The organism is Streptomyces sp. CC224B (genome assembly GCF_030010595.1).
Taxonomy (GTDB): Bacteria; Actinomycetota; Actinomycetes; order Streptomycetales; family Streptomycetaceae; genus Streptomyces; species Streptomyces longispororuber.
The window spans coordinates 42446-62875 of sequence record NZ_JASCXL010000057.1; the positions used below are offsets into that span (position 1 = coordinate 42446).

Here is a 20430-nt window from a genome sequence, read left to right on the forward strand (position 1 = left end):
CCAGGCAGGCCCGTGGGGCCTGCGGTCCGCGTGCCGCGCGGACGGCGGATTGCGCACATCAGTAGGCCCCCTGACCGTGGATCACGGCACGCAGGGTCTTCCACAAGATCACCGTGTCCAGGGCGAGCGACCAGTCCTCGACGTACCGCAGGTCGAGGCGGACCGCCTCCTCCCAGGGCAGGTCGCTGCGCCCGCTGATCTGCCACAGGCCGGTGAGCCCGGGCTTGACCAGGAGGCGCCGCCGGATGTCCGGCCCGTACGCGGCGGACTCCTCCGGCAGCGGAGGCCGCGGGCCGACGAGCGACATCGAGCCGGTGAGCACGTTGAGGAGCTGCGGAAGCTCGTCGATCGAGTACCGGCGCAGCACCGCTCCCACCCGGGTCACCCGCGGGTCGCTGCGGAGCTTGAACAGCAGGCCGGCACCCTCGTTGCGGTCGGCGAGACCGGCCCGTACGCCGTGCGCCCCGGCGACCATGGTGCGGAACTTGAAGATGGTGAACTCGCAACCGTCCTTGCCGACCCTGCGCTGCCGGTAGAACGCCCCGCCCCGGCTGTCCACCAGCACGAGCAGCGCGACGAGCACCATCAGCGGCGCGAACAGCAGCAGCAGGACCGCCGCGCCGACCCGGTCGACGACCTCCTTGACCACTCTTCGACCGCCGGTGAAGGTCGGCATGCTGACCCGCAGCAGCGGGATCCCGAGCACCGCGTCGACGTGCAGCCGCGGGCCCGCCACCTCCATCAGCACGGGCGCCACGACCATGTCGGCGTCGCTGCCCTCCAGGTTCCACGCCAGCCGCTGCAGCCGGTCCGGCGACCAGTGCGGGTCCGGCGTGACCGCGACGACGCGGTAGCCGTCGCGCCGGACGTGGTTGGCCACGTCCGCCAGCCGGCCGACGACCGGCACCCCGTCCAGCTGGTCGCCGTCGGGCCCCAGACCGTCCGCCGTGCACACCGCGTCCACCCGCCAGCCGAGGTGCGGGAACTTCCGGGACCGGGCGATCAGGTCGCGCACGGTGGCGGGGCTCCCGGCGGCGAGCACCGGCCGCAGGCACCGCCCTTCCTTCCGGTGACCGTGCAGCCGGAGGCGGAGCAGGTACCGCGCGGTCATGGTGACGAGCGCGATCGCGGGGATCGCGACGAAGATCCAGAGCTTGATGTTGCGCGAGGTGAGGGCGATCCCGCCGAGCGCCAGAACGACGGCCGCCGTGAACAGCGCGCGCCCCAGCCGGCGGAATTCCTCGGCGCCCTGGCCTAGCACGGCCGGCGCCCAGGACCGGCTCACCGCGAGGGCCCCCAGCACGAGCAACTCGGTGCCGAATGCCAGGATGCCCCACTTCTCATGCCAGTTGGCCGCGTCCCGGGCCCCGAAGAAGATGCCGATCGCCGCCACCACGAAGGCGGTGGCCACCGTGTCGCTGGTGATCACGGTACGGCGGTAGCGCTGCTCCCAGTCGATCGCGTGCCCGCTGATGTCCCCGTTCGCCAGACGCCCCCGCGCCGACGGAAACGGGTTGACCAATCCCCCCTGCTGCACAGAACCCCCCCAGGTCGCCAGTGATACGACGTGTTCGCCTCACGCTGTTCCACCCCCGGGAGGCCCCCGCCTCCCGCGCCGCGCTGTTCCTCCCCCGGAAGGCCCCCGCCTTCCGCACCGCGCTATTTCTCCCCTGCGGGAGGCACAGCACTGCCTCCGCGCATGACGTATCGGCTCTCTCAGCGCTACTTGAACAACTCACCTGGCGGCAGCGGACTCGTATGTCCGGCCAGACTTTTCGTGGTACACGGAACCTGCTCGAAATCTTGGGTGCTCCCCGCACCCAAGCCCCCCGAGGCCCCGAGAACTGATCACCCCCACGCCTGGCGCCGGGGACGCGACTACTGCTGTCCGCAGTGCCAAACCTAAAGATCATTAAAGGCTGCTTCACGCCCGAACTGCTGAAGCACGGTCAATGTAGACCATCGCGGCCAGTATGAAGAGGGGATGTGTGCAATTTGTGCTCAAGCTTTGATGCCAGGTCCACCGACCGGTGACCGTCCACGGCGGCCTCGACGCCGAGAACGTACGCCGTGACCAGTGTCGATGGCGGTTCCCCGCACCACCGGAACCAGTGGCACCGGGGCGTCTGGACACCGCTTCGAGCCCCCGCCCGAGCACCTCGTCGACGCCTTTCGGCGGGGGTGCGGTGCGGTTGTCTCCGCCATGGCCGTACGTCGACGTGCGTGCGGGGCGGGGACGGCCTCCGGTCGACGAGTCCTCGGCCCGGCCCTGCCTGCCTGGTCCCGGCCGTGATCCGGCCCGGGCCGACCCGATCCGGATCGACCCGGCTCGATTCAACGCGGATCGATGTGGGCATGGTGTGTAAGACGTGTGTGCAGTGGTGCCCGGGCGCCCAACGGGGCGCTTGCGAAAGGCAGTTCGTCGACGCCTGCTGACTCGGATACGGGCTCGGGTGCGGGCGCGGCTGTGGTGTGCTGCTGTATGGAGAGATCGCCTCGGCGAGACAGCGCTTCGGCGGGTGAGCGCGACGGCGTCGGACAGGAGGGTTCGAGAGGGGCGGTTACTACTGTTCGACGCGGCGAGTTGGCGCACCCGCTTTGGGTGCAGGCGTGTGAACCGAGACCGGCGGCACGGTGCCCGGACCACATAGCGAAGGCGTGACGGAAGGTGGTCTGCTCGCGCCGCGACCCATGACGGGCTCACGCGCAGGGAATACCGCTGCGCCTTGGTCGTCGATTTCACCGGAGTAATGCTTCCCGTGAAGGCATCCGCACGCTGCCTACCCGAAGTAACGGGTGCTGTCAGGCGCTGGGTTGGCGTTCACTGCGAGCCCCCCGAATGGCGAGGAAACCACCCTCAAAAGTGGCTGCATTCCCGGCAGGGTAAGCGCTCTCTCGTAGTCGACGTGTTGCAAATGGCGCAGGTTATCGCTGTACTGCGACCTGGCCGGTGATGCGGCGCGGGCGCGGGCTGGGCAACAAGCCAAGGAGTGCGTCGCATTCGCTCCGAGCGGTGCGCGCGACAGCCATGTGGTGAGCGAAACCGGGGGCCGTATAAGACGGTCTGCCGTGAGCGGACCGGCGCGGACGAAGGGCGGCGGTCACTGGCTGATCAGCCTTGTCGAGTCCGACCGCTCCATGGGGGGACACGCCATGCCCTTCCGGCACGCCGAGAAGCCGAGAAGCCGAGAAGCCGAGAAGAGGCGACCGGTCAACGCGGGTGAGATCACGCGTTGACCGGCGCACTGCCTCGGGCGTCTTCTAGGGTCGCCCGTATGATGATCAGTACTGGAGCCGTCGGCTCGCTCTTCGAATCCCTCCGGGCGGACGCCCTCACCGGCCCGGGCCAACTGCGCGAGCTCTACCCGCAGCCGAACCCCCACGCGCTCCGCAAGGAGATCGACCACCTGACCGAGGAGACCCGGGCACTGATCGGCTGCTCCTCGCTGGTGTTCATCGGCAGCGCGGACGCCGAGGGCCGGGCGGACGTGACGCCGCGTGGGGGCCCGGCCGGGTTCGTATCGGTGCTGGACGAACGAACCCTGGTGATACCCGACGCGACCGGCAACAAGCGGCTCGACACCCTGCACAACGTGCTGCAGACCGGACACGTCGGACTGCTCTTCCTCATACCCGGCCGCCCGACCACGCTGCGCGTCAACGGCCGCGCCTGCGTCTCGGCGCGCCCTGAGCTGCTCGCCCAGCTCACTCCCGTCGGCAAACCGCCGGTCACGGCGATCGTGGTGGAGGTCGAGCAGGCCTACCCGCACTGCCCGAAGTCGCTGATGCGCGCCAACGCCTGGCGACCGGAGCAGTGGCTGCCCGCCGACGCCCAGCCGACCAGCGCCGAGGTGACGCTGGCCCAACTGAACCTGCCCGGCCTGACCATCGACCAGATCGAGGAGACCGAACGGGAGTCACTGCGCCTGCGCTACGAGTGAACCCGGACCGACGGCGACCACTGACTCCTTCCGTTCGGGGCCGGGGAGCGGAACTCACGCCTGCTGCTTGGCCTCGATCTCGGTGATGAGGGCCTCGATGCGGGTCTTGATCTCGTCGCGGATCGGGCGGACGGCGTCGACGCCCTTGCCGGCCGGGTCTTCCAGGGCCCAGTCGAGGTACTTCTTGCCGGGGAAGACCGGGCAGGCGTCGCCGCAGCCCATGGTGATGACGTAGTCGGACGCCTGGACGGCCTCGGTGGTGAGGACCTTCGGCCGGGCCGCGGAGATGTCGATGCCGACCTCCCGCATGGCCTCGACGGCGGCCGGGTTGACCTGGTCGCCGGGGACGGATCCGGCGGAGCGGACCTCGATGCGGTCGCCCGCGAGGTGGGCGAGGAAACCGGCGGCCATCTGCGAGCGGCCGGCGTTGTGGACGCAGACGAACAGCACGGAGGCGAGCGGAGCGGAGGACATGGAAAGGCCCCTTCGACGGGTTCGACTTCGACGGGTTCGACGGGCCTACGGGTCAGCCCCGGCTGGTATCAGTCCCGGGTGATGTGACAGTATCAGCCCATGATGACGTCAGTCGACGCTGACCTGATCCGGGTGCTGGCCGACCCGCTCAGGCTCCGGATCGTGACCCTGCTCGCCCGCGAGACGCTGTGCACCACCCACCTGGTGGAGGAGACCGGTGCCAAGCAGACCAACCTCTCCAACCACCTGAGAGTCCTGCGCGAGGCCGGGGTCGTCGAGACCGAGCCGTGCGGACGCTTCACCTACTACAGGCTCCGCGCGGACGTCATCGCCTCGCTCGCCGGGCAGTTCGCCGACCTGGCCGAACAGGCCCGTGCGACCGCCGACAACAAGAGGGCCTGCCCGTGACCCGCACCGAAGCGCCCGCGACGATCCAGGACGCGTCCGTCGTCGCCAAGCTCTCCACGCTCGACCGCTACCTCGCCGTGTGGATCCTCATCGCCATGGCCGTCGGCCTCGGGCTCGGCCGGATCATTCCCGGACTGAACGACGCGCTGGCGAAGGTGGAGATCGGCGGGATCTCCCTGCCGATCGCGCTCGGCCTGCTGGTGATGATGTATCCGGTCCTGGCCAAGGTGCGCTACGACAAGCTGGACGCCGTCACCGGCGACCGCAGGCTGATGATCTCCTCCCTGGTCATCAACTGGGTCCTGGGCCCGGCGGTGATGTTCGCGCTGGCGTGGATCTTCCTGCCGGACCTGCCCGAGTACCGCACCGGGTTGATCATCGTCGGTCTTGCCCGCTGTATCGCCATGGTCATCATCTGGAACGACCTGGCCTGCGGCGACCGCGAGGCCGCCGCCGTCCTCGTCGCGCTCAACAGCGTCTTCCAGGTCCTGGCGTTCGGCCTGCTGGGCTGGTTCTACCTCGACCTGCTGCCCGGCTGGCTGGGCCTTGGCGACGGCGAGCACCTGGACATCTCGATGGGGGAGATCGCCCTGAACGTCGTCATCTTCCTCGGCGTCCCGCTGCTGGCGGGTTTCCTGACCCGCCGGATCGGCGAGAAGAAGATGGGCCGCGACAGCTACGAGCGGCGCTTCCTGCCGAAGATCGGCCCGTGGGCCCTGTACGGGCTGCTGTTCACGATCGTCATCCTGTTCGCCCTCCAGGGCAGGACCATCACCTCCCAGCCGCTGGACGTGGCCCGGATCGCGCTGCCGCTGCTGGTCTACTTCGCCCTGATGTTCTTCGGCACCTTCCTCCTCGGCAAGGGCCTGGGGCTGGCCTACGACCGCACCGCGACGCTGGCGTTCACCGCGGCGGGCAACAACTTCGAGCTGGCCATCGCGGTCGCCATCGCCACCTTCGGCGTCACCTCCGGCCAGGCGCTGTCCGGGGTCGTGGGCCCGCTCATCGAAGTCCCGGTGCTGATCGGACTGGTCTACGTCGCGCTCGCCTGGCGCAAGAAGTTCGCAGCCGCCTCCTTGACCACGGCCCCGTGACACGGCACGCGGACGTGGTGGTGGTTGGCGGCGGCCAGGCCGGGCTCGCCGCCGGCTACCACCTGCGCCGCCAGGGCCTCGACTTCGTGATCCTGGACGCCGACGCGGCGCCGGGCGGGTCCTGGCAGCACATGTGGGACTCGCTGCGCCTGTTCTCCCCGGCGGAGCACTCCTCGCTGCCCGGCCGGCTCATGCCCGCCCAGAAGGGCCGGACGTACCCGGACGCCGGGCACGTGGTGGAGTACCTCACCGACTACGAGAAGCGCTACGACCTGCCCGTCCGGCACGGCACCCGCGTGGAGGCCGTACGCCGCGACGGCGAGAGGCTCCTGGCCGAGACGGACTCCGGCACCTGGCGGGCCCGCGCCGTCATCAGCGCGACCGGCACCTGGTCGCGGCCCTTCCTGCCCGCCGTCCCCGGCCGTGACCTCTTCGGCGGCCGGCAGCTCCATGCGGTGAACTACCGCCGTCCGGCCGACTTCGACGGGCAGCGCGTGATCGTGGTCGGCGGCGGGAACTCCGGCGCCCAGATCGCCGTCGACCTCGCCCTGGACGGCCGTGGCGAGATCACCTGGGTGACGCGGCGCCCGCCGCGGTTCCTGGCCGACGACATCGACGGCCGGGCCCTGTTCGACGTCGCCACCGCCCGCCGCCGCGCGCTCGAAGAAGGCCGAAGCGACACCGGTGGGGTGGCCTCGCTCGGCGACATCGTCGCCGTGCCGCCCGTCCGGGCCGCCCGCGACGCCGGCATCCTGGCCGCGAAGCCGATGTTCAGCCGGCTCACCGCCGACGGCGTCCGGTGGGACGACGGCACCCGCAGCGGTGCGGACGCGATCGTCTGGTGCACCGGCTTCCGCCCGGCTCTCGCCCCTCTCGCCCCGCTGGGCCTGCGCGGCCCACGGGGACACATCCCCACCGACGGCACGCGCGCACTGGGCGAGCCGAGGCTGCATCTCCTGGGCTACGGCGACTGGACCGGTCCGGCGTCGGCCACCCTCATCGGCGTCGGCCGCCCGGCCCGTGACGCGGCCCGCGCGATCGCACGGCTCCTGTGACGGCGGTGCTTTCCGGGGCGGCGGTCCGCGTCACGCGGTCCGCGTCACGCGGTCCGCGTCATGCGGTCCGCGTCGCGCGTTCCGCGCCGCGCACGTCCCCTGTCCGTCCGCTCGTCAGGCGACGGCCGGCGTGGTCAGCAGCTTGCCCATCGCGGCGAGGACCGACGGCTCGACCCGGTAGTACACCCAGGTGCCGCGCCGCTCGGAGGTGAGCAGCCCGGCTTCCTTGAGCTTCTTCAGGTGGTGGGACACGGTGGGCTGGGAGACGCCGACATCGGAGATGTCGCACACGCACGCCTCCCCGTCCTCGTGCGAGGCCACGGCGGAGAACAGCCGCAGCCGGACCGGGTCCCCGAGCGCCTTGAACATCCGCGCCGCGGTCTCGGCCTCCTGGGCGGTCATCGGGCGCTCGGTCAGCGGCGGGCAGCACGGCACCACACTCTGGCCGTCGGCTTCGAGCAGCGGCAGCACCTTCGCGTTCGACATACGTCTATGTTGACACACGTCGAACCAGTACGGGGAGACCCTTCACCGGCGCACGAGGCGGGCGGCCGGGCGGTGGGTGACGCGGTCCGCGTCCCGGCCCACGCGGCGCGGCGAGTGCGACGACAAGCTGCGCTGCCGGTCCAGCCAGACGAACGCCGACCCCGTCGTCGAGGACCGGCTGCGTCGGCGGGCGTGACAGGAGTCGGCCGAGCGGGGTGGCGTCCAGGCCGGTATGCGTCAGTCGCCAGTGCGGGTTGCGGCCGAGGGCGCGCTGCGCGGCGAACTGCACCGGTGCCCGGGTGGCGAGCGTGACCCGTGCGGTCTCGGCGAGCTGGGCGGCGATCTGGACCGCGGAGTTCGAGGCCCCCGCGACGACCACCCTGCGGCCGGTGAACGAGGCCGGGCCGCGGTAGTCGGCGTGCGGCACCTGGCCGGTGAACTCCTCAAGGCCCGGCGGTGTTGGCCGGTGCGGGCACCCGAACGCCCCGGACGCCGCGACGGCTGCCCGCGCGGACAGCCGGTCGCCGCCCTCCACCTCCACCTCGAAGCCGCCGCCGGTACGGCGGCCCACGCTGACGCGGCAGCCGGTGCGGACCTCGGCGTCCAGCCGGTCGGCGTACGCGGTGAGGTGGGCGACGACCTCGTCGCGGTGCCGGTAGCGGTCCCGGTCGGCGCCGGGGAACGGCATGCCCGGAAGGGAGCCGTACCGGACGGGTGAGAACAGCGTGAGGCTGTCGTCGTGGCACGGCCACAACCCGGCCGCGCGGCCGGTCGCCTCCACTACCACCGGCCGCGCCCCCGCGCCGCAGCAGCGCGTGGGCGGTGGTGAATCCGGACGGGCCGCCACCGACACGGCGACGTCGATCCGCTCCATCAGTGCAAGACCCGGCTTCGAGATGTGTCTATGTTGACGCCCATCAATACAGGTGCCATGCTGGGCCGCGCAAGACATCGACCGATGTCGAAACAGTGAGGAGTCGCCATGAACGCATCCGCCACCGCCGAGCTGCCTGTGGTGGTGATCGGGGCCGGCCCCGTCGGTCTGGCCGCCGCCGCCCACCTGATCGACCAGGGCATCGAGCCCCTGGTCCTGGAAGCCGGGCCCGATGCCGGTACCGCGGTGCGCGAGTGGGCGCACGTACGCCTGTTCTCCACCTGGGGCGAGGTCGTCGACCCCGCCGCCGAGAAGCTCCTGGCCCCCACCGGCTGGACGCGACCCGATGCGGCCGCCTACCCCTCCGGCGGCGACTGGGCCGAGCTCTACCTGCAGCCACTGGCCGACGCCCTCGGTGACCGCGTCCGCTACGGCGCGCGTGTCACCGACGTCTCCCGGGCGGGCCGGGACCGGATCGTGGACGCCGACCGGGAGCGGCAGCCGTTCGTCGTGCACGCCGCGCACGCCGACGGCCGCGAGGAGCGCCTCTTCGCCCGCGCCGTCATCGACGCCTCCGGCACCTGGGCCACGCCGTCACCGGCCGGCGGCAGCGGCCTTGCCGCCCTCGGCGAGAAGGCCGCGGCCGACCGGATCACCTACCGCGTCCCGGACCTGAAGGACCCCACCGTGCGGGCCCGGTACGCAGGCAAGCGCACCGCCGTCATCGGCTCCGGCGCCTCCGCCTTCACCGCTCTCGCCTACCTCGCCGACCTCGCCGCGTCCGACCACGGCGCGGGAACCAAGGCGGTCTGGATCCTGCGCCGGGGCATCTCCGGCTCCACCTTCGGCGGCGGCGACGCCGACCAGCTCCCCGCCCGCGGCGCCCTGGGCCTGGCGGCGAAGGCCGCGGTCGACGCCGGTCACGCCGACGCGGTCACTGGCTTCCGCACCGAGGCCGTCGAACGCGACACCGACGGCCGCCTGGTCCTGGTCGGTGAGGACGGCCGCCACCTGGACGCGGTCGACGAGGTGATCGTCCTGACCGGCTTCCGCCCCGACCTGTCCTTCCTCGACGAGCTGCGCCTGGGCCTGGACGAACGCCTGCAAGCACCCCTCGCGCTGGCGCCGCTGATCGACCCCAACCAGCACTCCTGCGGCACCGTCTACCCGCACGGCCACCGTGAGCTCTCCCACCCCGAGCAGGGCCTCTACCTCGTCGGCATGAAGTCCTACGGCCGCGCCCCGACCTTCCTCGCCATGACCGGCTACGAGCAGGTCCGCTCCGTCGCCGCCGCCATCGCCGGCGACCTCGCCTCCGCCGACCGCGTGGAACTCACCCTCCCCGAAACCGGGGTGTGCGGCGGCGCGGGCCTGTTCGACGCCCCCGACGCCCCGGACGCTCCGGACGCCACTGAGGGCGACGGCGGCGGCTGCTGCGCACCCGCGCCGCAGCTCGTCCAGCTCGGCGCCCCCGCCGCGGTCGGAGCGGCCGACGAGCAGGCTCCGGCTGGCGGCTGCTGCGGCTCGTGACCGACCTGGGCACTCCCACGCAAGGCAGCGACCGGAACGGGGGACCGGTCGCGACCCATGCGCCGCCCTGCCCGCCAGCCGCCTACCCGCGCCGAGGGCGGGCGGCACTGCGACCGGCCCGAGACGTACCCGGCGACGCACGGCTGCCGCCAGACGAGCCGATGCCCGTCCCGTACGGCCTTCCTGACTCCGTGACTCCCTGGCTCCCGGCGCGTGGAAAGAGGGCTGAGAGGATGTCGTCCTCATGCGTCCGCTCCGTCGTCTCCACAGTCCTCCGCCGTTTCCCGGCTTTCCCCTGCGGCCGTCTCCGGCATCTCTTCAGGAGCGTGCCGTACGGGACGAGAAGAAGTCTTTGACGAAGCGTGCGCAGGCGGGTCGCTGAAAGGGGCCGGAGTCCCGGATTCGCCAGTGCAAGGCTCTTCAGGAGCAAGGCTCTTCAGTGCATGACCGTCCCCCCGGAAGCAAGACGGCTGTCTTCGCGGCGCAGGGCTGTCGATGTCTTCGGGTGTATTCAAGCGAGGCCGCACCGCACCAGCCGTTTCCGACGACTCGAAGGCCACGCGTGACGGCCTCGCGGGGCCGGGAACGCGGCGTAGCGCCGAAAGAGGACTTCGATGCTCTGGCCCGCGGCGAGCACACCAGGTCGGGGCACAGGGCAGGTCGCGGTAGCCGCCCGGCCCGGTGGCGGCGCGGAGCGGGTCCCTGCTGCGCTGCCGGCCACCGCCGTGTCGACCACCGACGGCGCCACCTGCCTCACGCTCGACCGCGGCCCCATCCCCTTGCCGGACTCCCTCGCCCGCATCCTGACCGACCTCGTGTAACGGCCGGCGCCGGCCGGCTGGGCCGCCGACACGCCCTCCGGCTGGCTGGTCCCCGGGCACCTGCCCGGCCCCATCTCTCCGCGGCCGTCCTGGGCCGCCGCCTGGCCACCCACCACATCCCCAACCGCCCCGCCCGCACCACCGCGCTCGTCGCCCTGGCCCAGGACCTGCCACCCGCGAGCCTGCCCCCCTGCTCGGCCTCCACCCGGTCACCGCCGCGCACTGGCGCCGACGCGCCGCAACCGACTGGACGGACATGCATCGAAGCCCGCCTGGCCGCCACGCACCGTCCGAGGCTGTGATCACACCAGGGGCAGGTGCAACACGCGCCGGGTTGCGCTTACATGAAGAGGTTGTCTTCCAGCCCGTTCGTCAACCTGCGCTGTGGTGAATTCCGTCCTGCGGGCGCGTGCCCCTGCCATCGACGGGCCGTTGATCAGCGCACGGGATGTTCATGTGACGTTCCGCCGATGTCACAGGTGGTGGAGTGCCTGAGCCTCTGGTGGCCCCGGGGCGGTGGCGCCCGGGCCGTGCCCGGGCCCTCCGCTGCTGCGGCCGGGCGCCACCGTCAGCGCACACCCGTTTGTGAGGATGCGCATGCCCCTTGCCCCCCACCGCCGCCTGACCCGGCTCGGCGCACTCGCCGTACTGACCACGGGCACGGCCCTGGCCGCAGCACCGGGTGCCGCAGCCGACACCAACACCGGCACCGCCAAGTCCACGATGCTGTGCAACATCGTGCTCCTCTCACCCGGCTCCACCTCGGACGGCTGCTCGAACGCGCAGGTCCACGACCAGAACATGGCCAAGAACACCCTGAACCACGCACTGGTCGACTACGCCAAGGCCGAGACCGTCACCGCGCTCCTGCCCTGACACCCCTCCCGGCCACAGCGCTGCGCCCGCGGCCCGGACCGCCCGGCGCAGCGGTGCAGCCGGTGTCCCGGGGGGCCGTGTCCGGCTGCCCTCCTCACCCACGCCGCTTGTCGTCCCGCAAGCGATCATCCTGAATGGAGCATGCCCGTGCCTCTGCGTGTCACCGTCACCGCGCTGCTGACAGCCGCCCTTGCGGTCGCTGCTGCCGGCACCGCCTCGGCCGATACCAACAAGAGCGAGCAGACCTCCGCCCGCAGCGGGCCCACCGCCCCGCTGCTGTCCCCGGCCATAGTCGCCGTTGCGCCAGTCGGGCCAGTGCCGTGATCCGTGGGCAAGTCCGGCGGCGAGAAAGACCCTGTGATCCGCAGACATGACCTCGCGCAGGCCGTGTCCGGGCGGTCGGCCGCAGTCCAGGCCCGGCCGCCGCGCTCGAAGCGCCAGGCCGCCAGGACCGGCTCGAACAACTCCTGCCGGGCGTGGGACAGACCACGCGGATACGGGCGTCGCGCGCTCATGACCTGGACGTACCGCTCATGCGGACACCCGCACGTGCGAGGAGACGATCACCGCACGCTGCCCGCCTGCACTCCAAGCCTGTCGTCCGGCCTACCGCCTAGAGCCGCATCAGCCAACGCTCGCCCTGTAGTGCCTTGGATCGCGGATGGCACAGGTCTCGTCGAACGCGATGTCCGGAAACCGCCAGCACGCTCGCGGACGGTCGGGCGAGAATCCGTTCGTGATCGCTGAAACGCAGGGACTCCGCATCCGGCACCGCGGGCATGAACCGCAGGTCCATCCCACCGCCTATGTCGCCCCGACGGCCACGCTGGTCGGTGATGTCCGTGTGGACCCGAGGGCACGGGTGATGTACGGCGCGGTGCTCGATGCCGAGGGGTCTCGGATCGAGGTCGGGGAGGCGGCGGTGGTCTGCGAGAACGCGGTGCTGCGTGGGTCTGCGGTCACTGGCGATCAGCCGGTGCTTGTCGGCGACCACGTCTTCGTGGGACCGCATGCCACGCTGCTGGGCTGCGAGGTCGGCAGGTGCGTCTATGTGGCGGCCTCGGCGACGGTTCTGCAGTGCGCACGGTTGGGGGCCGGCTCGGTTGTCGCTGTCGGCGCGCTCGTCCATGCGCGCACCGTTCTGCCGGACGAGTACTTCGTGCCGCCGCACACCGTGGCGCTGGACGCGCCGGTGCGGCTGCTGGCCCCTGGTGATCCGGGCTTGCCCGAGGCCGTCGGCCGGGTGGCCTTCGCGCAGGCGGCGTTCGGCGTCGACGCGGAGTGGACCGACCGGATCAGCCGGTACGAGCAGATCGCGGAGGTACGCGTCGCCGAATTCGGTACACACGCGGACGATGAGGTTCTGAACGGCGGCTAGCGCCGCATCAGTGACCTTTGAGCTGTGTGAGGTGACGCACCGTCCGGATTCCCCTCCGGCGGCGCGCGTCCGGCACACTGTGCTGGTGGTCGACGACATCAGCCACGGAGGCCTTCGGGTCCTGCTCCGCGAGGAGGGCGTCTCGTTTCAACGCCTGGTTGGAGCGACGGCTGCGGGCGGGACGGGCGGGTCAGGAACGCGGTGGCCAGGGTGGAGTGGGCAGGGTGAGGCTCTCGGGGAGGGCTGAGCAGGCGGTGCGCAGGTGGGCGGCCAGGGTGTCGCGCGCGGGGGCGGACGGCTGGGCGGTCCAGGTGTCCAGTGCGCAGTGGAAGGAGGCCACGAGCATGTCCAGGGCCAGGCGTGGGCGCGGGTCGTTGTCGGTGGCCAGGCCCAGGCGCTGGTGGAGGATGTCGAGTGCGCTACGGGTGGTGTCACGGCAAAAGCGCAGGCCGTGCGCCTCGATGGAGGGTGTCTGCTCGGCCAGTTGACGGTTGAGCGCGACGCGCGGTGCCCAGTGGTCGGGGTGCATGGCCTCCAGCGCGGCGAGCAGGGCTTCCTGCAGGAATTGCAGGAGCGGACCGCCGCTGGGCTCGCGCACTTCCAAGTCTTTCAGGAAGGACCGCCACAGGTCGTGCAGCGGGGTCATGGCGACGTCTTCCTTGCTGGTGAAGTACCGGAAGAAGGTGCGCTTGGAGGTGTCGACCGCGTCGCAGAGCTCGTCGAGGGTCACGCCGTGAAAGCCGCGCTCGCTGAACAGCCGCAGGGCGGTATCGGTCAGGGCTTCACGCGTGTGCTGCTTCTTGCGTTCACGCAAGGGAAGCCGCTGTCCGGCTTCGGCTGCTCGGCGCGGTCTGTCCATGGAGCAAGCGTACCCGAGAGGAGAATGCCTCTTGCAAGCAAGTGCCACTCAGTGGCAGGTTGGTGTCTCTGCCATCTCCTGAAGGGTGCACCGCCATGCGGGCTCTGCTTGTCGACCGCTCCACCCCCTCCGGCCTGCGCCTTGCTCAGGTCCCTGATCCTGAACCCGCCCCCCACCAGGCTCTGGTGCGAGTCGCGGCCACCTCCCTCAACTACGGCGAGGTGCGGATCGTCCTCAAGGACGCGGCTGACGGCGCCGTCCTGGGCTGGGACGCGGCAGGGGTGATCGAGCGCGCGGCGGCCGACGGCTCCGGCCCGCCCGTCGGCACCCCCGTCGTCACCCTGGGCCCCACCGGGGGCTGGGCCGAACTGCGCGCCGCCGACACCGACTTGATAGGAGTGGCGCCATCGGGTGGTGACCTGGGCGCCATCAGTACGGTCCCCGTCGCCGGAGCCAGTGCCCTGCGCGCCCTGCACCGCCTTGGCCCGCTGCTGGGCAGACGCGTCCTGATCACGGGCGCCACCGGTGGTACGGGCCGCTATCTGGTGCAACTCGCCCGGCGCGGCGGAGCCCATGTCACCGCCTCCACCGGAGCCCCCGAGCGGCACGGCGACAGCCTGCGCCGACTGGGCGCCCACGAGGTCGTGGCCGAACCGCTGCACCTCACGGAGCCGGTGGACGGCGTCGTGGATCTCGTAGGGGGACGGCAACTCGTGGACGCCTACGGCAAGCTGGCCGAGGGCGGCACGCTTGTCGCCGTCGGTCACTCCGCGCACGAAGACGAAACCTTCCCCTATGGCGCCCTCTTCGGTGACCAAGGGCGGCACGACCGCCGTCTGACCACGTTCTTCTTGCTGGCCTGCCGTGGTCTGGCCCGCGACCTGACGTGGCTCGCCCACCAGGTCGCCGCCCAAGACCTCGACGCGCACATCTCTTGGCGCGGCAACTGGGAAGAGGCCGCCGGCGCCGTCGAGGCCCTGCTCGGCCGCCGCCTCCACGGCAAGGCGGTCCTGGACATCACCCGGCCCTGATCCGGGCGCAGCCCCCGGCAGGAACCGCGCGGGTGACCCGGAGGAAAGCAAGAGAGGCACGGCGCACCGTGCCTCTCTCTCCGTACTGGAACGGTGCTTCCAACTGGCGCTGCCGCGTGCTCTGATCCTCGGCGCGTCACTGCCCACCACCCTCGTCAACGGCCAGCAACCACGAGAGCTTCCCCCCCCGTTTCTCCCTCGGCGGCACCGACATCACCGCGGCGGCTGCCCCGGCACCGACCTCATCCGCGCTGACTGCCCCCCGACGCGGGACGGCCATTGGCTCGGGTGTCCGTATCCGGCCCCGCGGCCGACCGCGACGACGGAGCATAGTTCCCGTCCTCGCCCGGAACCGGGGGCCGGTGGCAGACGCCACGCCGGTGCCGAGGCGAACGCGGGCGGCGGAAGCTTCGGGTTCTGCTTCTCGTAGTAGAGCCCCTGGCAGGCCCGGCGCGCGAAGGCCCGGGCGCCGGCTACGAAAGCAGACTTCGAAGCCGCCCGAAAGCCAGAGGGCGGCAACGCACCGGTGCTGTCAGCGGGATTGTGGACGCATCCGCCGTGGAACTCGCGTCCCTATCCGTCGCGGCCAACCCCGGCGGTGAACGCTTCGCCTGCGTGGATGATCGAGCTGAGCATGGCATGGGCGGCTTGGAGCTGTTCGATGGAGCGGCTCAGGCGCTCGCGTTCGTGCGCGAGGTCCTGGGCCATTTCCTCGCAGGTCGGCGCCAGGATGGCTCCCTCGTCAGCCATGCAGGGCAGCACCTCCCGGATCAGGTCGGTATGCAGCCCGGCCGCGAGCAGGATCCGGACCCGGCGCACGGCGGCCACGTCGGACTCGTCGAACTCCCGGTAGCCGCTGGCCCGCCGCTGCGGTCGCAGCAACCCCTGCTGCTCGTAGTACCGCAGGCTCCTGGTGCTGACGCCGGTGCGCCTCGACAGCTCGCCGATGAACATGTGACTCCCGGCATAGAAGTTTGACTCTGACATTGACGTCAAGGTTTAGCTTAGCCGCCATGTCAACGAACCAGAGCACTCAGCAACGTTCGACCATCGATCCGAAGACCCTGGCAGGCAAAAGAGCTGTCGTCACCGGCGGCACCATCGGCATGGGCCGGGCCATCGTCCAAGCCCTGACCGACCGCGGCGCCGAAGTGATGTACACCGGGCGCAGCGACCAGCGGCTCGCCGAGGCCCAGGCGGCGCTCGACACCCCGCTGGCCCACCCGGTGCGCTCTGATGCCACTGACGCCACCGCCATCGCCGCCCTCGGCGATCAGGTCGCCGACCGCCTCGGCGGCATCGACTACCTGTTCATCAACCAGGGCATCGCCGAATTCCAGACGCTCGAAGAGGTCACAGAGGAATCGTGGGACCGCATCTTCGAAGTGAACGCCAAGGGTGCCTTCTTCACCGTCCAGCGACTGGTCCCGCTGATGTCCGAGGGAGGTTCGATCGTGTTCACCACCGTCTCCAACGACCGGATCTTCCCCGGTCTCAGCGCCTACTCCGGGGCGAAGGAGGCTGTCGCCGCCTTCGCGAAGGTGCTCGCCGCCGAGCTGCTTCCCCGCAAGATCCGCGTCAATGCGATCGCCCCGGGCTTCATCCTCACCCCCACCATGGGCGTCGCCGAACTGACCGAAGAGCAGCGCGCCGAGTTCATCGAACAGGGCAACGCCTCCACGCCGATGGCCCGAGGAGGCACCGTGGAAGAGGTCGCCGCCGCCGCGCTGTACCTGGCCGCCGAGGCCACTTTCACCACCGGCGTGGAACTGCCCGTGGACGGCGGGTTCGGCCAGGGTCTCGGCGAGTGACCGCCTCCGCCCGGTAGACGGCGTTCCCCTGCGACCGGCTCAGCCGGTCGCAGGGGAACGCACATCCTGCGTGGTGGCCACGTCGTACCCGCCCTCCTTCCCAGCTTGTGCCATGATGCGGCCGCTCAGCCCGAGGTGGAGATCTCGGACGCGCCCAATCCTGGGTCTGGCGAGCGGGTTCGCCGTATTGGTCGGGGACGACACCGAGCGGACGAGGGACAGCCGGACCGCCGCCGAAGCGCTACGGGACGTGGGGCCCGCGGGAGCAGCCAGAGCCCAGTGGTTCCTCGGCTTCGCCCTGTTCGGTGTCGGGGACCAGGAAGCCGCCGAGGCGCTCATCGACCGGGCCTAGAAGGGTTCCGGGGCCTGGGCGACGCCTGGGAAACCGCCGCGGCGCTGAGTGCACGGGCCAACCAGGCCCATGTCTGCGGAGACCTCGGTGTGGCGGGCGCACCGGGGGCACGGTGCAGACCGAACGCAGGTGCCCTGTGGAGGAGATTCGGGAATCTTCTTCTGCCCTTGGCCCACTGGTCCCTTCGCGGCATTCGAAGCGAAGACAACACCGCGCGGGCATATTCAAGTGATGATGCCAGGTCAGTGGCGTCGCTTCCCGGCCCGACCGGGCGGTAAGACCGCACCCTGTCCTCGAGACCCGGGTCTACATCCTGCGTCCCATTGTGCGCAGAAGTTGCTCCTGCTCGGAGGCGGCTGTCGTGGACGCATCCGTGGGCGGCCCGTAGTAGCGGCTGCTGTCCGCAAGCGGGCTTTCGCTCACGCCATGATAGATCCACTGGAAGTTGTCGAGGATCCAGCGGACCGTGCGCGGGTCCAGTCGTTCGTCTAGCTGTACTGCGCGGGCGAGATCCCACGTGTGGGTGATCGCGTCAACGACGTACAGGCCAAGTAGCTGCCGGCCAGGAACAGGACCGAACGGGTAGTCGACGATGCGGTCGAGCGCGCCCACGGCATGTAACGCCGCCCGGCACTCGGCAACCGCATCCCGGTAGGTGGTCACCAGGTCGCCTGTGAGCGTCTCCTGCTCCAAGTTCGCCATGAACTCCGCACTGCTGCCGCCACGGAGGAGCGAGGTGTAGATGCGGCTTCCCTGGATCATGTGGCTGACCAGTTGACGCACATTCCATTCGGTACACGGCGTGGCCTTCTCCCAGCACGTGTCCGGCACCGACCGCAGCCGATCACTGAAACCTCCTGCCGCAGTGTCGAAGTAGCCGAGCAACGTGTTGACTGTGTCATTCATGGTGACGAGTCTGGGCGATGAAGGTTGCTGCTCCCAGCGGAAATCGGACCTTTATCACCTCCGTTCGCCCGCTCCGCAGCGGAAAGGCCAAACTCGGAGCCTTCGTCATCGCTCGCTGGCCGTGATGCACCCCACGGAAAACTCATCCACAAGGCACCGAGCATCGCGACGAAGCTGTCACAACCTCTTACCGCGGTCACGGCATCCTGGGGCCTGGCTCTGCCGGCCGTCCGGCTGGACGCCGAAAGCCTGTTACGCGGCACGGGTCGTTGTATTCACCGTTTGTGAGCGGAAGCCGTATCCGACCTCCGGTCCCAGACCGTGATAGTGGCGGAAGTTGTAGATGAGCGGACTCCAAAGAGCGGGGTCGATGTGGTGCGTGCCCGGCACGACGATGCGTTCGTCGGCGTGGACGCGCAGTACGTCGCACTCGACGCTGAAGAAAAGACCCGCTCCGCCCGGCGTCAGTGCACGAACCCGTGCTTCCAACTGCAGCGAGCACTCGGCGACGCGCGGCGGCTTAACCACGTGAGAACTGGCCGGGGTGAGCCCGGACGCGGCGAACTTGTCGGGCTCGTATCGGTACACCGCCCGCTTGCTCTCGGGCACCGGGTTGGCCCCGGTGAGCGGTGCCAGGCACTCCACCTGCTCCCACAGCTCCGGCGAGGCAACGTTGATCACTAGCTCGGAGCGCGCCGCGAGGTTGCTCGCTGTCTGGCTCTCTCTGCCCAGGCCCAGGACGATGTGCTGTCCCAGTGCCCAGGCGGAGGAGATCGGGGCAAGATTGAACGTGCCGTCATCGTTCTCGGTGGTCAGCAGGACCACGGGCGTGCCGAAGTACAGGATGCTCGGCCGGACCACTCGGTGGGCGTCAGTCGTCATGCCTCAAGACGCTAGGGGCGGGACGTTTCGATGTGCGTCGAAGCGTCGACTGACGACAATGGTGCTGTGATCAGCCCTGATGTGTACACCAAGGAACCGGACCTCGCCGCCCTGGGGGCGCTGCTGGCCGACCGCACCCGCGCCGCCTTCTGCCTCGCGCTGCTTGACGGCCGCGCATGGACGGCGACGGAACTGGCGCAGCTCGCGGGGATTGCACCGTCCACGGCGACCAGCCACCTGAACCGTCTGGTGACGGGCGGCCTGTTGACCGAGGAGCGTAAGGGCCGGCACCGCTATGTGCGCCTGGCGGACCCCGTCATCGCCGAGATGATCGAAGCCCTTGCCGCCCGGGCACCTCAGCGGCTTGTCCCGGTTCGCTCACTCGCTGCCGCCCGCCAGCACCGTGCCGTTGCCTTCGCCCGCGTCTGCTACGACCATCTCGGCGGCTCCTTGTCCGTGGCGATCACCGACGCGATGACCGAACAGGGATTTCTGGACTGGGAGTTCGGCCCGGTCCTTACTCCCTCGGGCGCCGCATGGCTCGCGGACACGGGCATCTCCCAGCAAGTGGCACCACACGTACGCACGTGCCTGGACTGGACGGAGCGGCGGTTGCATCTGGCGGGCGCGGTCGCCGCGGCCCTATTCCACTATGCGATTCAGGAGTCCTGGCTCGTGCCGGCCGAAGGCTCCCGCGTCGTACGGCTGACGAACCAGGGGCGCGACGCCTTCCAAGAGCACCTAGGCAGTGTCTTCAAATGATCACCGCTGGTGGATCATGGTGCCGTGACACGTCTCCATGAACTGTCGGACCTCGAGTGGGAGTTCGTCCGGCCGCTGCTGTCCGAGTCGTTGCGGGGGCGCAAGCGGCTGGACGTCCGCAGGGTCCTGAACGGGATCGTGTGGAAGTTCCGGACTGGGACGGCCTGGCGGGACGCGCCCGAGCGCTATGTTCCGTGGGCGACGCTGCATACGCGTTTTCGCAGGTGGACGGCGGATGGAACATTCGACCGGATGCTGCGGGCCGCTCAGGCTAAGGCCGATGCGGCGGGTGATGTCGAGTGGCTGGTGTCGATCGACTCCACCGTCGTCCGGGCTCACCAGCATGCGGCCGGGCTCGAAGAGGGGGCTCCGCGACCTGGCCCTCGGCCGGTCCCGAGGCGGTCTGACCAGCAAGATCCATCTGGCCTGTGACGGGCGAGGCCGTCCGCTCGCTTTCGTCTGGCTCCGCCGCAAGGGCATTGCCCACACGATTCCCGAACGGGCCGATCAGGTCCGCAACCGGGCCCGACGAGGCAGCCGCGGAGGCCGCCCGCCTGCCTTCGACCGCGTGATCTACAAGCACCGCAACGTCGTGGAACGGTGCTTCAACCGCCTGAAGCAGTGGCGTGGCATCGCCACCCGGTACGTCAAGACCGCCGAGTTCTACAACGCAGCAGTCACCCTCGTGTCACTCCTGATGTAGGCGTGACATTTGACGACAGAACCTAGGGGCTTTCGTTCGGATCACCGGACGGACCAGAGGAAGGTCCCAGCGATGTAAAGTCCGCCATTCCAGCTCCCCCGGTCCAAGGCCTAGGCCGTTTCTTCTGGATCATCGAGCGGACCAGATGAAGATACCCGCGATGTGCAGAGCGGCCAGGTAGACGGTG

At 70.3% G+C, this 20430-nt stretch carries 20 protein-coding genes and 2 pseudogenes; 13 read left to right on the plus strand and 9 right to left on the minus strand.

All coding sequences use genetic code 11. The features are described from left to right. Positions 1-58 precede the first annotated feature (58 nt). Complete coding sequence (locus QK440_RS22675; protein WP_282795011.1) at positions 59-1537, minus strand: sugar transferase; 1479 nt, start codon at positions 1535-1537, stop codon at positions 59-61. A 1738-nt stretch (positions 1538-3275) separates the two neighbouring features. Here QK440_RS22675 and QK440_RS22680 point away from each other — a divergent pair. Further along, positions 3276-3941, plus strand: coding sequence for an MSMEG_1061 family FMN-dependent PPOX-type flavoprotein (locus QK440_RS22680; RefSeq protein ID WP_282795012.1), 666 nt, complete (start codon positions 3276-3278; stop codon positions 3939-3941). Positions 3942-3995: 54 nt separating this feature from the next. Here the strand turns inward: QK440_RS22680 and QK440_RS22685 are convergent, their stop codons facing one another. Further along, entirely contained in the window at positions 3996-4415 is a 420-nt protein-coding gene (locus tag QK440_RS22685) for an arsenate reductase ArsC (protein WP_282795013.1), read from the minus strand. A gap of 99 nt (positions 4416-4514) precedes the next feature. Here QK440_RS22685 and QK440_RS22690 point away from each other — a divergent pair, with 99 nt between their 5' ends. Genes QK440_RS22690 through QK440_RS22700 form a run of 3 tightly spaced genes read left to right on the plus strand, consistent with a single transcriptional unit; the run spans position 4515 to position 6972 of the window. Further along, positions 4515-4823, plus strand: a complete 309-nt coding sequence (locus tag QK440_RS22690) for a metalloregulator ArsR/SmtB family transcription factor (protein WP_282795014.1) — start codon at positions 4515-4517, stop codon at positions 4821-4823. After that, positions 4820-5917 carry an ACR3 family arsenite efflux transporter gene (arsB, locus tag QK440_RS22695; protein ID WP_282795015.1) on the plus strand — a complete coding sequence of 366 codons (1098 nt, stop codon included), beginning with the start codon at positions 4820-4822 and terminating at the stop codon, positions 5915-5917. Before QK440_RS22690 ends, arsB begins: the two co-directional genes overlap by 4 nt. Then, positions 5914-6972, plus strand: a complete 1059-nt coding sequence (locus QK440_RS22700) for an ArsO family NAD(P)H-dependent flavin-containing monooxygenase (RefSeq protein WP_282795016.1) — start codon at positions 5914-5916, stop codon at positions 6970-6972. Before arsB ends, QK440_RS22700 begins: the two co-directional genes overlap by 4 nt. Positions 6973-7086: 114 nt before the next feature. On the opposite strand, the gene QK440_RS22705 is transcribed toward QK440_RS22700, so the two are convergent. Next, positions 7087-7458, minus strand: coding sequence for a metalloregulator ArsR/SmtB family transcription factor (locus tag QK440_RS22705; protein ID WP_282795017.1), 372 nt, complete (start codon positions 7456-7458; stop codon positions 7087-7089). A gap of 4 nt (positions 7459-7462) precedes the next feature. Next, positions 7463-8332 carry an NAD(P)-binding domain-containing protein gene (locus QK440_RS22710; protein WP_282795018.1) on the minus strand — a complete coding sequence of 290 codons (870 nt, stop codon included), beginning with the start codon at positions 8330-8332 and terminating at the stop codon, positions 7463-7465. 108 nt (positions 8333-8440) lie between these two features. Here QK440_RS22710 and QK440_RS22715 point away from each other — a divergent pair, with 108 nt between their 5' ends. From QK440_RS22715 to QK440_RS22725, 3 genes are all read left to right on the plus strand, one after another. Continuing rightward, positions 8441-9862 carry an NAD(P)-binding domain-containing protein gene (locus QK440_RS22715; RefSeq protein WP_282795019.1) on the plus strand — a complete coding sequence of 474 codons (1422 nt, stop codon included), beginning with the start codon at positions 8441-8443 and terminating at the stop codon, positions 9860-9862. Positions 9863-10476: 614 nt separating this feature from the next. Next, positions 10477-10683 (plus strand): hypothetical protein, encoded by a 207-nt coding sequence (locus QK440_RS22720; protein ID WP_282795020.1) that lies wholly within the window; start codon positions 10477-10479, stop codon positions 10681-10683. 597 nt (positions 10684-11280) lie between these two features. Beyond that, positions 11281-11559 (plus strand): hypothetical protein, encoded by a 279-nt coding sequence (locus QK440_RS22725; protein ID WP_282795021.1) that lies wholly within the window; start codon positions 11281-11283, stop codon positions 11557-11559. Between the two features lie 363 nt (positions 11560-11922). Here the strand turns inward: QK440_RS22725 and QK440_RS41445 are convergent. Next, positions 11923-12074: pseudogene (locus QK440_RS41445) on the minus strand (IS5/IS1182 family transposase); the annotation flags it as partial. Between the two features lie 146 nt (positions 12075-12220). Here QK440_RS41445 and QK440_RS22730 point away from each other — a divergent pair. Beyond that, positions 12221-12937, plus strand: coding sequence for an acyltransferase (locus QK440_RS22730; protein WP_282795022.1), 717 nt, complete (start codon positions 12221-12223; stop codon positions 12935-12937). 190 nt (positions 12938-13127) lie between these two features. Here the strand turns inward: QK440_RS22730 and QK440_RS22735 are convergent, their stop codons facing one another. Continuing rightward, positions 13128-13796, minus strand: coding sequence for a TetR family transcriptional regulator (locus QK440_RS22735; protein ID WP_282795023.1), 669 nt, complete (start codon positions 13794-13796; stop codon positions 13128-13130). Between the two features lie 95 nt (positions 13797-13891). On the opposite strand from QK440_RS22735, the gene QK440_RS22740 reads away from it, so the two are divergent. Then, complete coding sequence (locus QK440_RS22740) at positions 13892-14827, plus strand: zinc-binding dehydrogenase (protein ID WP_282795024.1); 936 nt, start codon at positions 13892-13894, stop codon at positions 14825-14827. A gap of 573 nt (positions 14828-15400) precedes the next feature. Here QK440_RS22740 and QK440_RS22745 read toward each other — a convergent pair. Then, on the minus strand, positions 15401-15781 hold the full coding sequence (locus QK440_RS22745; protein ID WP_282795025.1) for a MerR family transcriptional regulator: 381 nt from the start codon (positions 15779-15781) through the stop codon (positions 15401-15403). A gap of 59 nt (positions 15782-15840) precedes the next feature. On the opposite strand from QK440_RS22745, the gene QK440_RS22750 reads away from it, so the two are divergent. Beyond that, positions 15841-16638: an SDR family oxidoreductase gene (locus QK440_RS22750; protein ID WP_282795026.1), complete on the plus strand. Its 798-nt coding sequence runs from the start codon at positions 15841-15843 to the stop codon at positions 16636-16638. 187 nt (positions 16639-16825) lie between these two features. Next, complete coding sequence (locus QK440_RS22755; RefSeq protein ID WP_282795027.1) at positions 16826-16990, plus strand: hypothetical protein; 165 nt, start codon at positions 16826-16828, stop codon at positions 16988-16990. A 306-nt stretch (positions 16991-17296) separates the two neighbouring features. Here the strand turns inward: QK440_RS22755 and QK440_RS22760 are convergent, their stop codons facing one another. Further along, the gene (locus QK440_RS22760) at positions 17297-17896 is read right to left on the minus strand and encodes a TIGR03086 family metal-binding protein (RefSeq protein ID WP_282795028.1); all 600 of its coding nucleotides are present in this window, start codon (positions 17894-17896) and stop codon (positions 17297-17299) included. 252 nt (positions 17897-18148) lie between these two features. Further along, on the minus strand, positions 18149-18778 hold the full coding sequence (locus QK440_RS22765) for a flavin reductase family protein (RefSeq protein WP_282795029.1): 630 nt from the start codon (positions 18776-18778) through the stop codon (positions 18149-18151). Positions 18779-18808: 30 nt separating this feature from the next. Here QK440_RS22765 and QK440_RS22770 point away from each other — a divergent pair, with 30 nt between their 5' ends. Further along, a complete protein-coding gene (locus tag QK440_RS22770) occupies positions 18809-19540 on the plus strand; it encodes a helix-turn-helix domain-containing protein (RefSeq protein ID WP_282795030.1) in 732 nt (243 codons plus the stop codon). 24 nt (positions 19541-19564) lie between these two features. After that, positions 19565-20243: pseudogene (locus tag QK440_RS22775) on the plus strand (IS5 family transposase). Positions 20244-20430 lie beyond the last annotated feature (187 nt).

Coding starts and splice junctions, on each gene's coding strand:
- QK440_RS22680 (WP_282795012.1), top strand. CDS start 3,276: ATGATGATCAGTACTGGAGCCGTCGGCTCGCTCTTCGAATCCCTCCGG.
- QK440_RS22685 (WP_282795013.1), bottom strand. CDS start 4,415: ATGTCCTCCGCTCCGCTCGCCTCCGTGCTGTTCGTCTGCGTCCACAAC.
- QK440_RS22690 (WP_282795014.1), top strand. CDS start 4,515: ATGATGACGTCAGTCGACGCTGACCTGATCCGGGTGCTGGCCGACCCG.
- QK440_RS22705 (WP_282795017.1), bottom strand. CDS start 7,458: ATGTCGAACGCGAAGGTGCTGCCGCTGCTCGAAGCCGACGGCCAGAGT.
- QK440_RS22710 (WP_282795018.1), bottom strand. CDS start 8,332: ATGGAGCGGATCGACGTCGCCGTGTCGGTGGCGGCCCGTCCGGATTCA.
- QK440_RS22715 (WP_282795019.1), top strand. CDS start 8,441: ATGAACGCATCCGCCACCGCCGAGCTGCCTGTGGTGGTGATCGGGGCC.
- QK440_RS22720 (WP_282795020.1), top strand. CDS start 10,477: ATGCTCTGGCCCGCGGCGAGCACACCAGGTCGGGGCACAGGGCAGGTC.
- QK440_RS22725 (WP_282795021.1), top strand. CDS start 11,281: ATGCCCCTTGCCCCCCACCGCCGCCTGACCCGGCTCGGCGCACTCGCC.
- QK440_RS22730 (WP_282795022.1), top strand. CDS start 12,221: ATGGCACAGGTCTCGTCGAACGCGATGTCCGGAAACCGCCAGCACGCT.
- QK440_RS22735 (WP_282795023.1), bottom strand. CDS start 13,796: ATGGACAGACCGCGCCGAGCAGCCGAAGCCGGACAGCGGCTTCCCTTG.
- QK440_RS22740 (WP_282795024.1), top strand. CDS start 13,892: ATGCGGGCTCTGCTTGTCGACCGCTCCACCCCCTCCGGCCTGCGCCTT.
- QK440_RS22745 (WP_282795025.1), bottom strand. CDS start 15,781: ATGTTCATCGGCGAGCTGTCGAGGCGCACCGGCGTCAGCACCAGGAGC.
- QK440_RS22750 (WP_282795026.1), top strand. CDS start 15,841: ATGTCAACGAACCAGAGCACTCAGCAACGTTCGACCATCGATCCGAAG.
- QK440_RS22760 (WP_282795028.1), bottom strand. CDS start 17,896: ATGAATGACACAGTCAACACGTTGCTCGGCTACTTCGACACTGCGGCA.
- QK440_RS22765 (WP_282795029.1), bottom strand. CDS start 18,778: ATGACGACTGACGCCCACCGAGTGGTCCGGCCGAGCATCCTGTACTTC.
- QK440_RS22770 (WP_282795030.1), top strand. CDS start 18,809: ATGTGCGTCGAAGCGTCGACTGACGACAATGGTGCTGTGATCAGCCCT.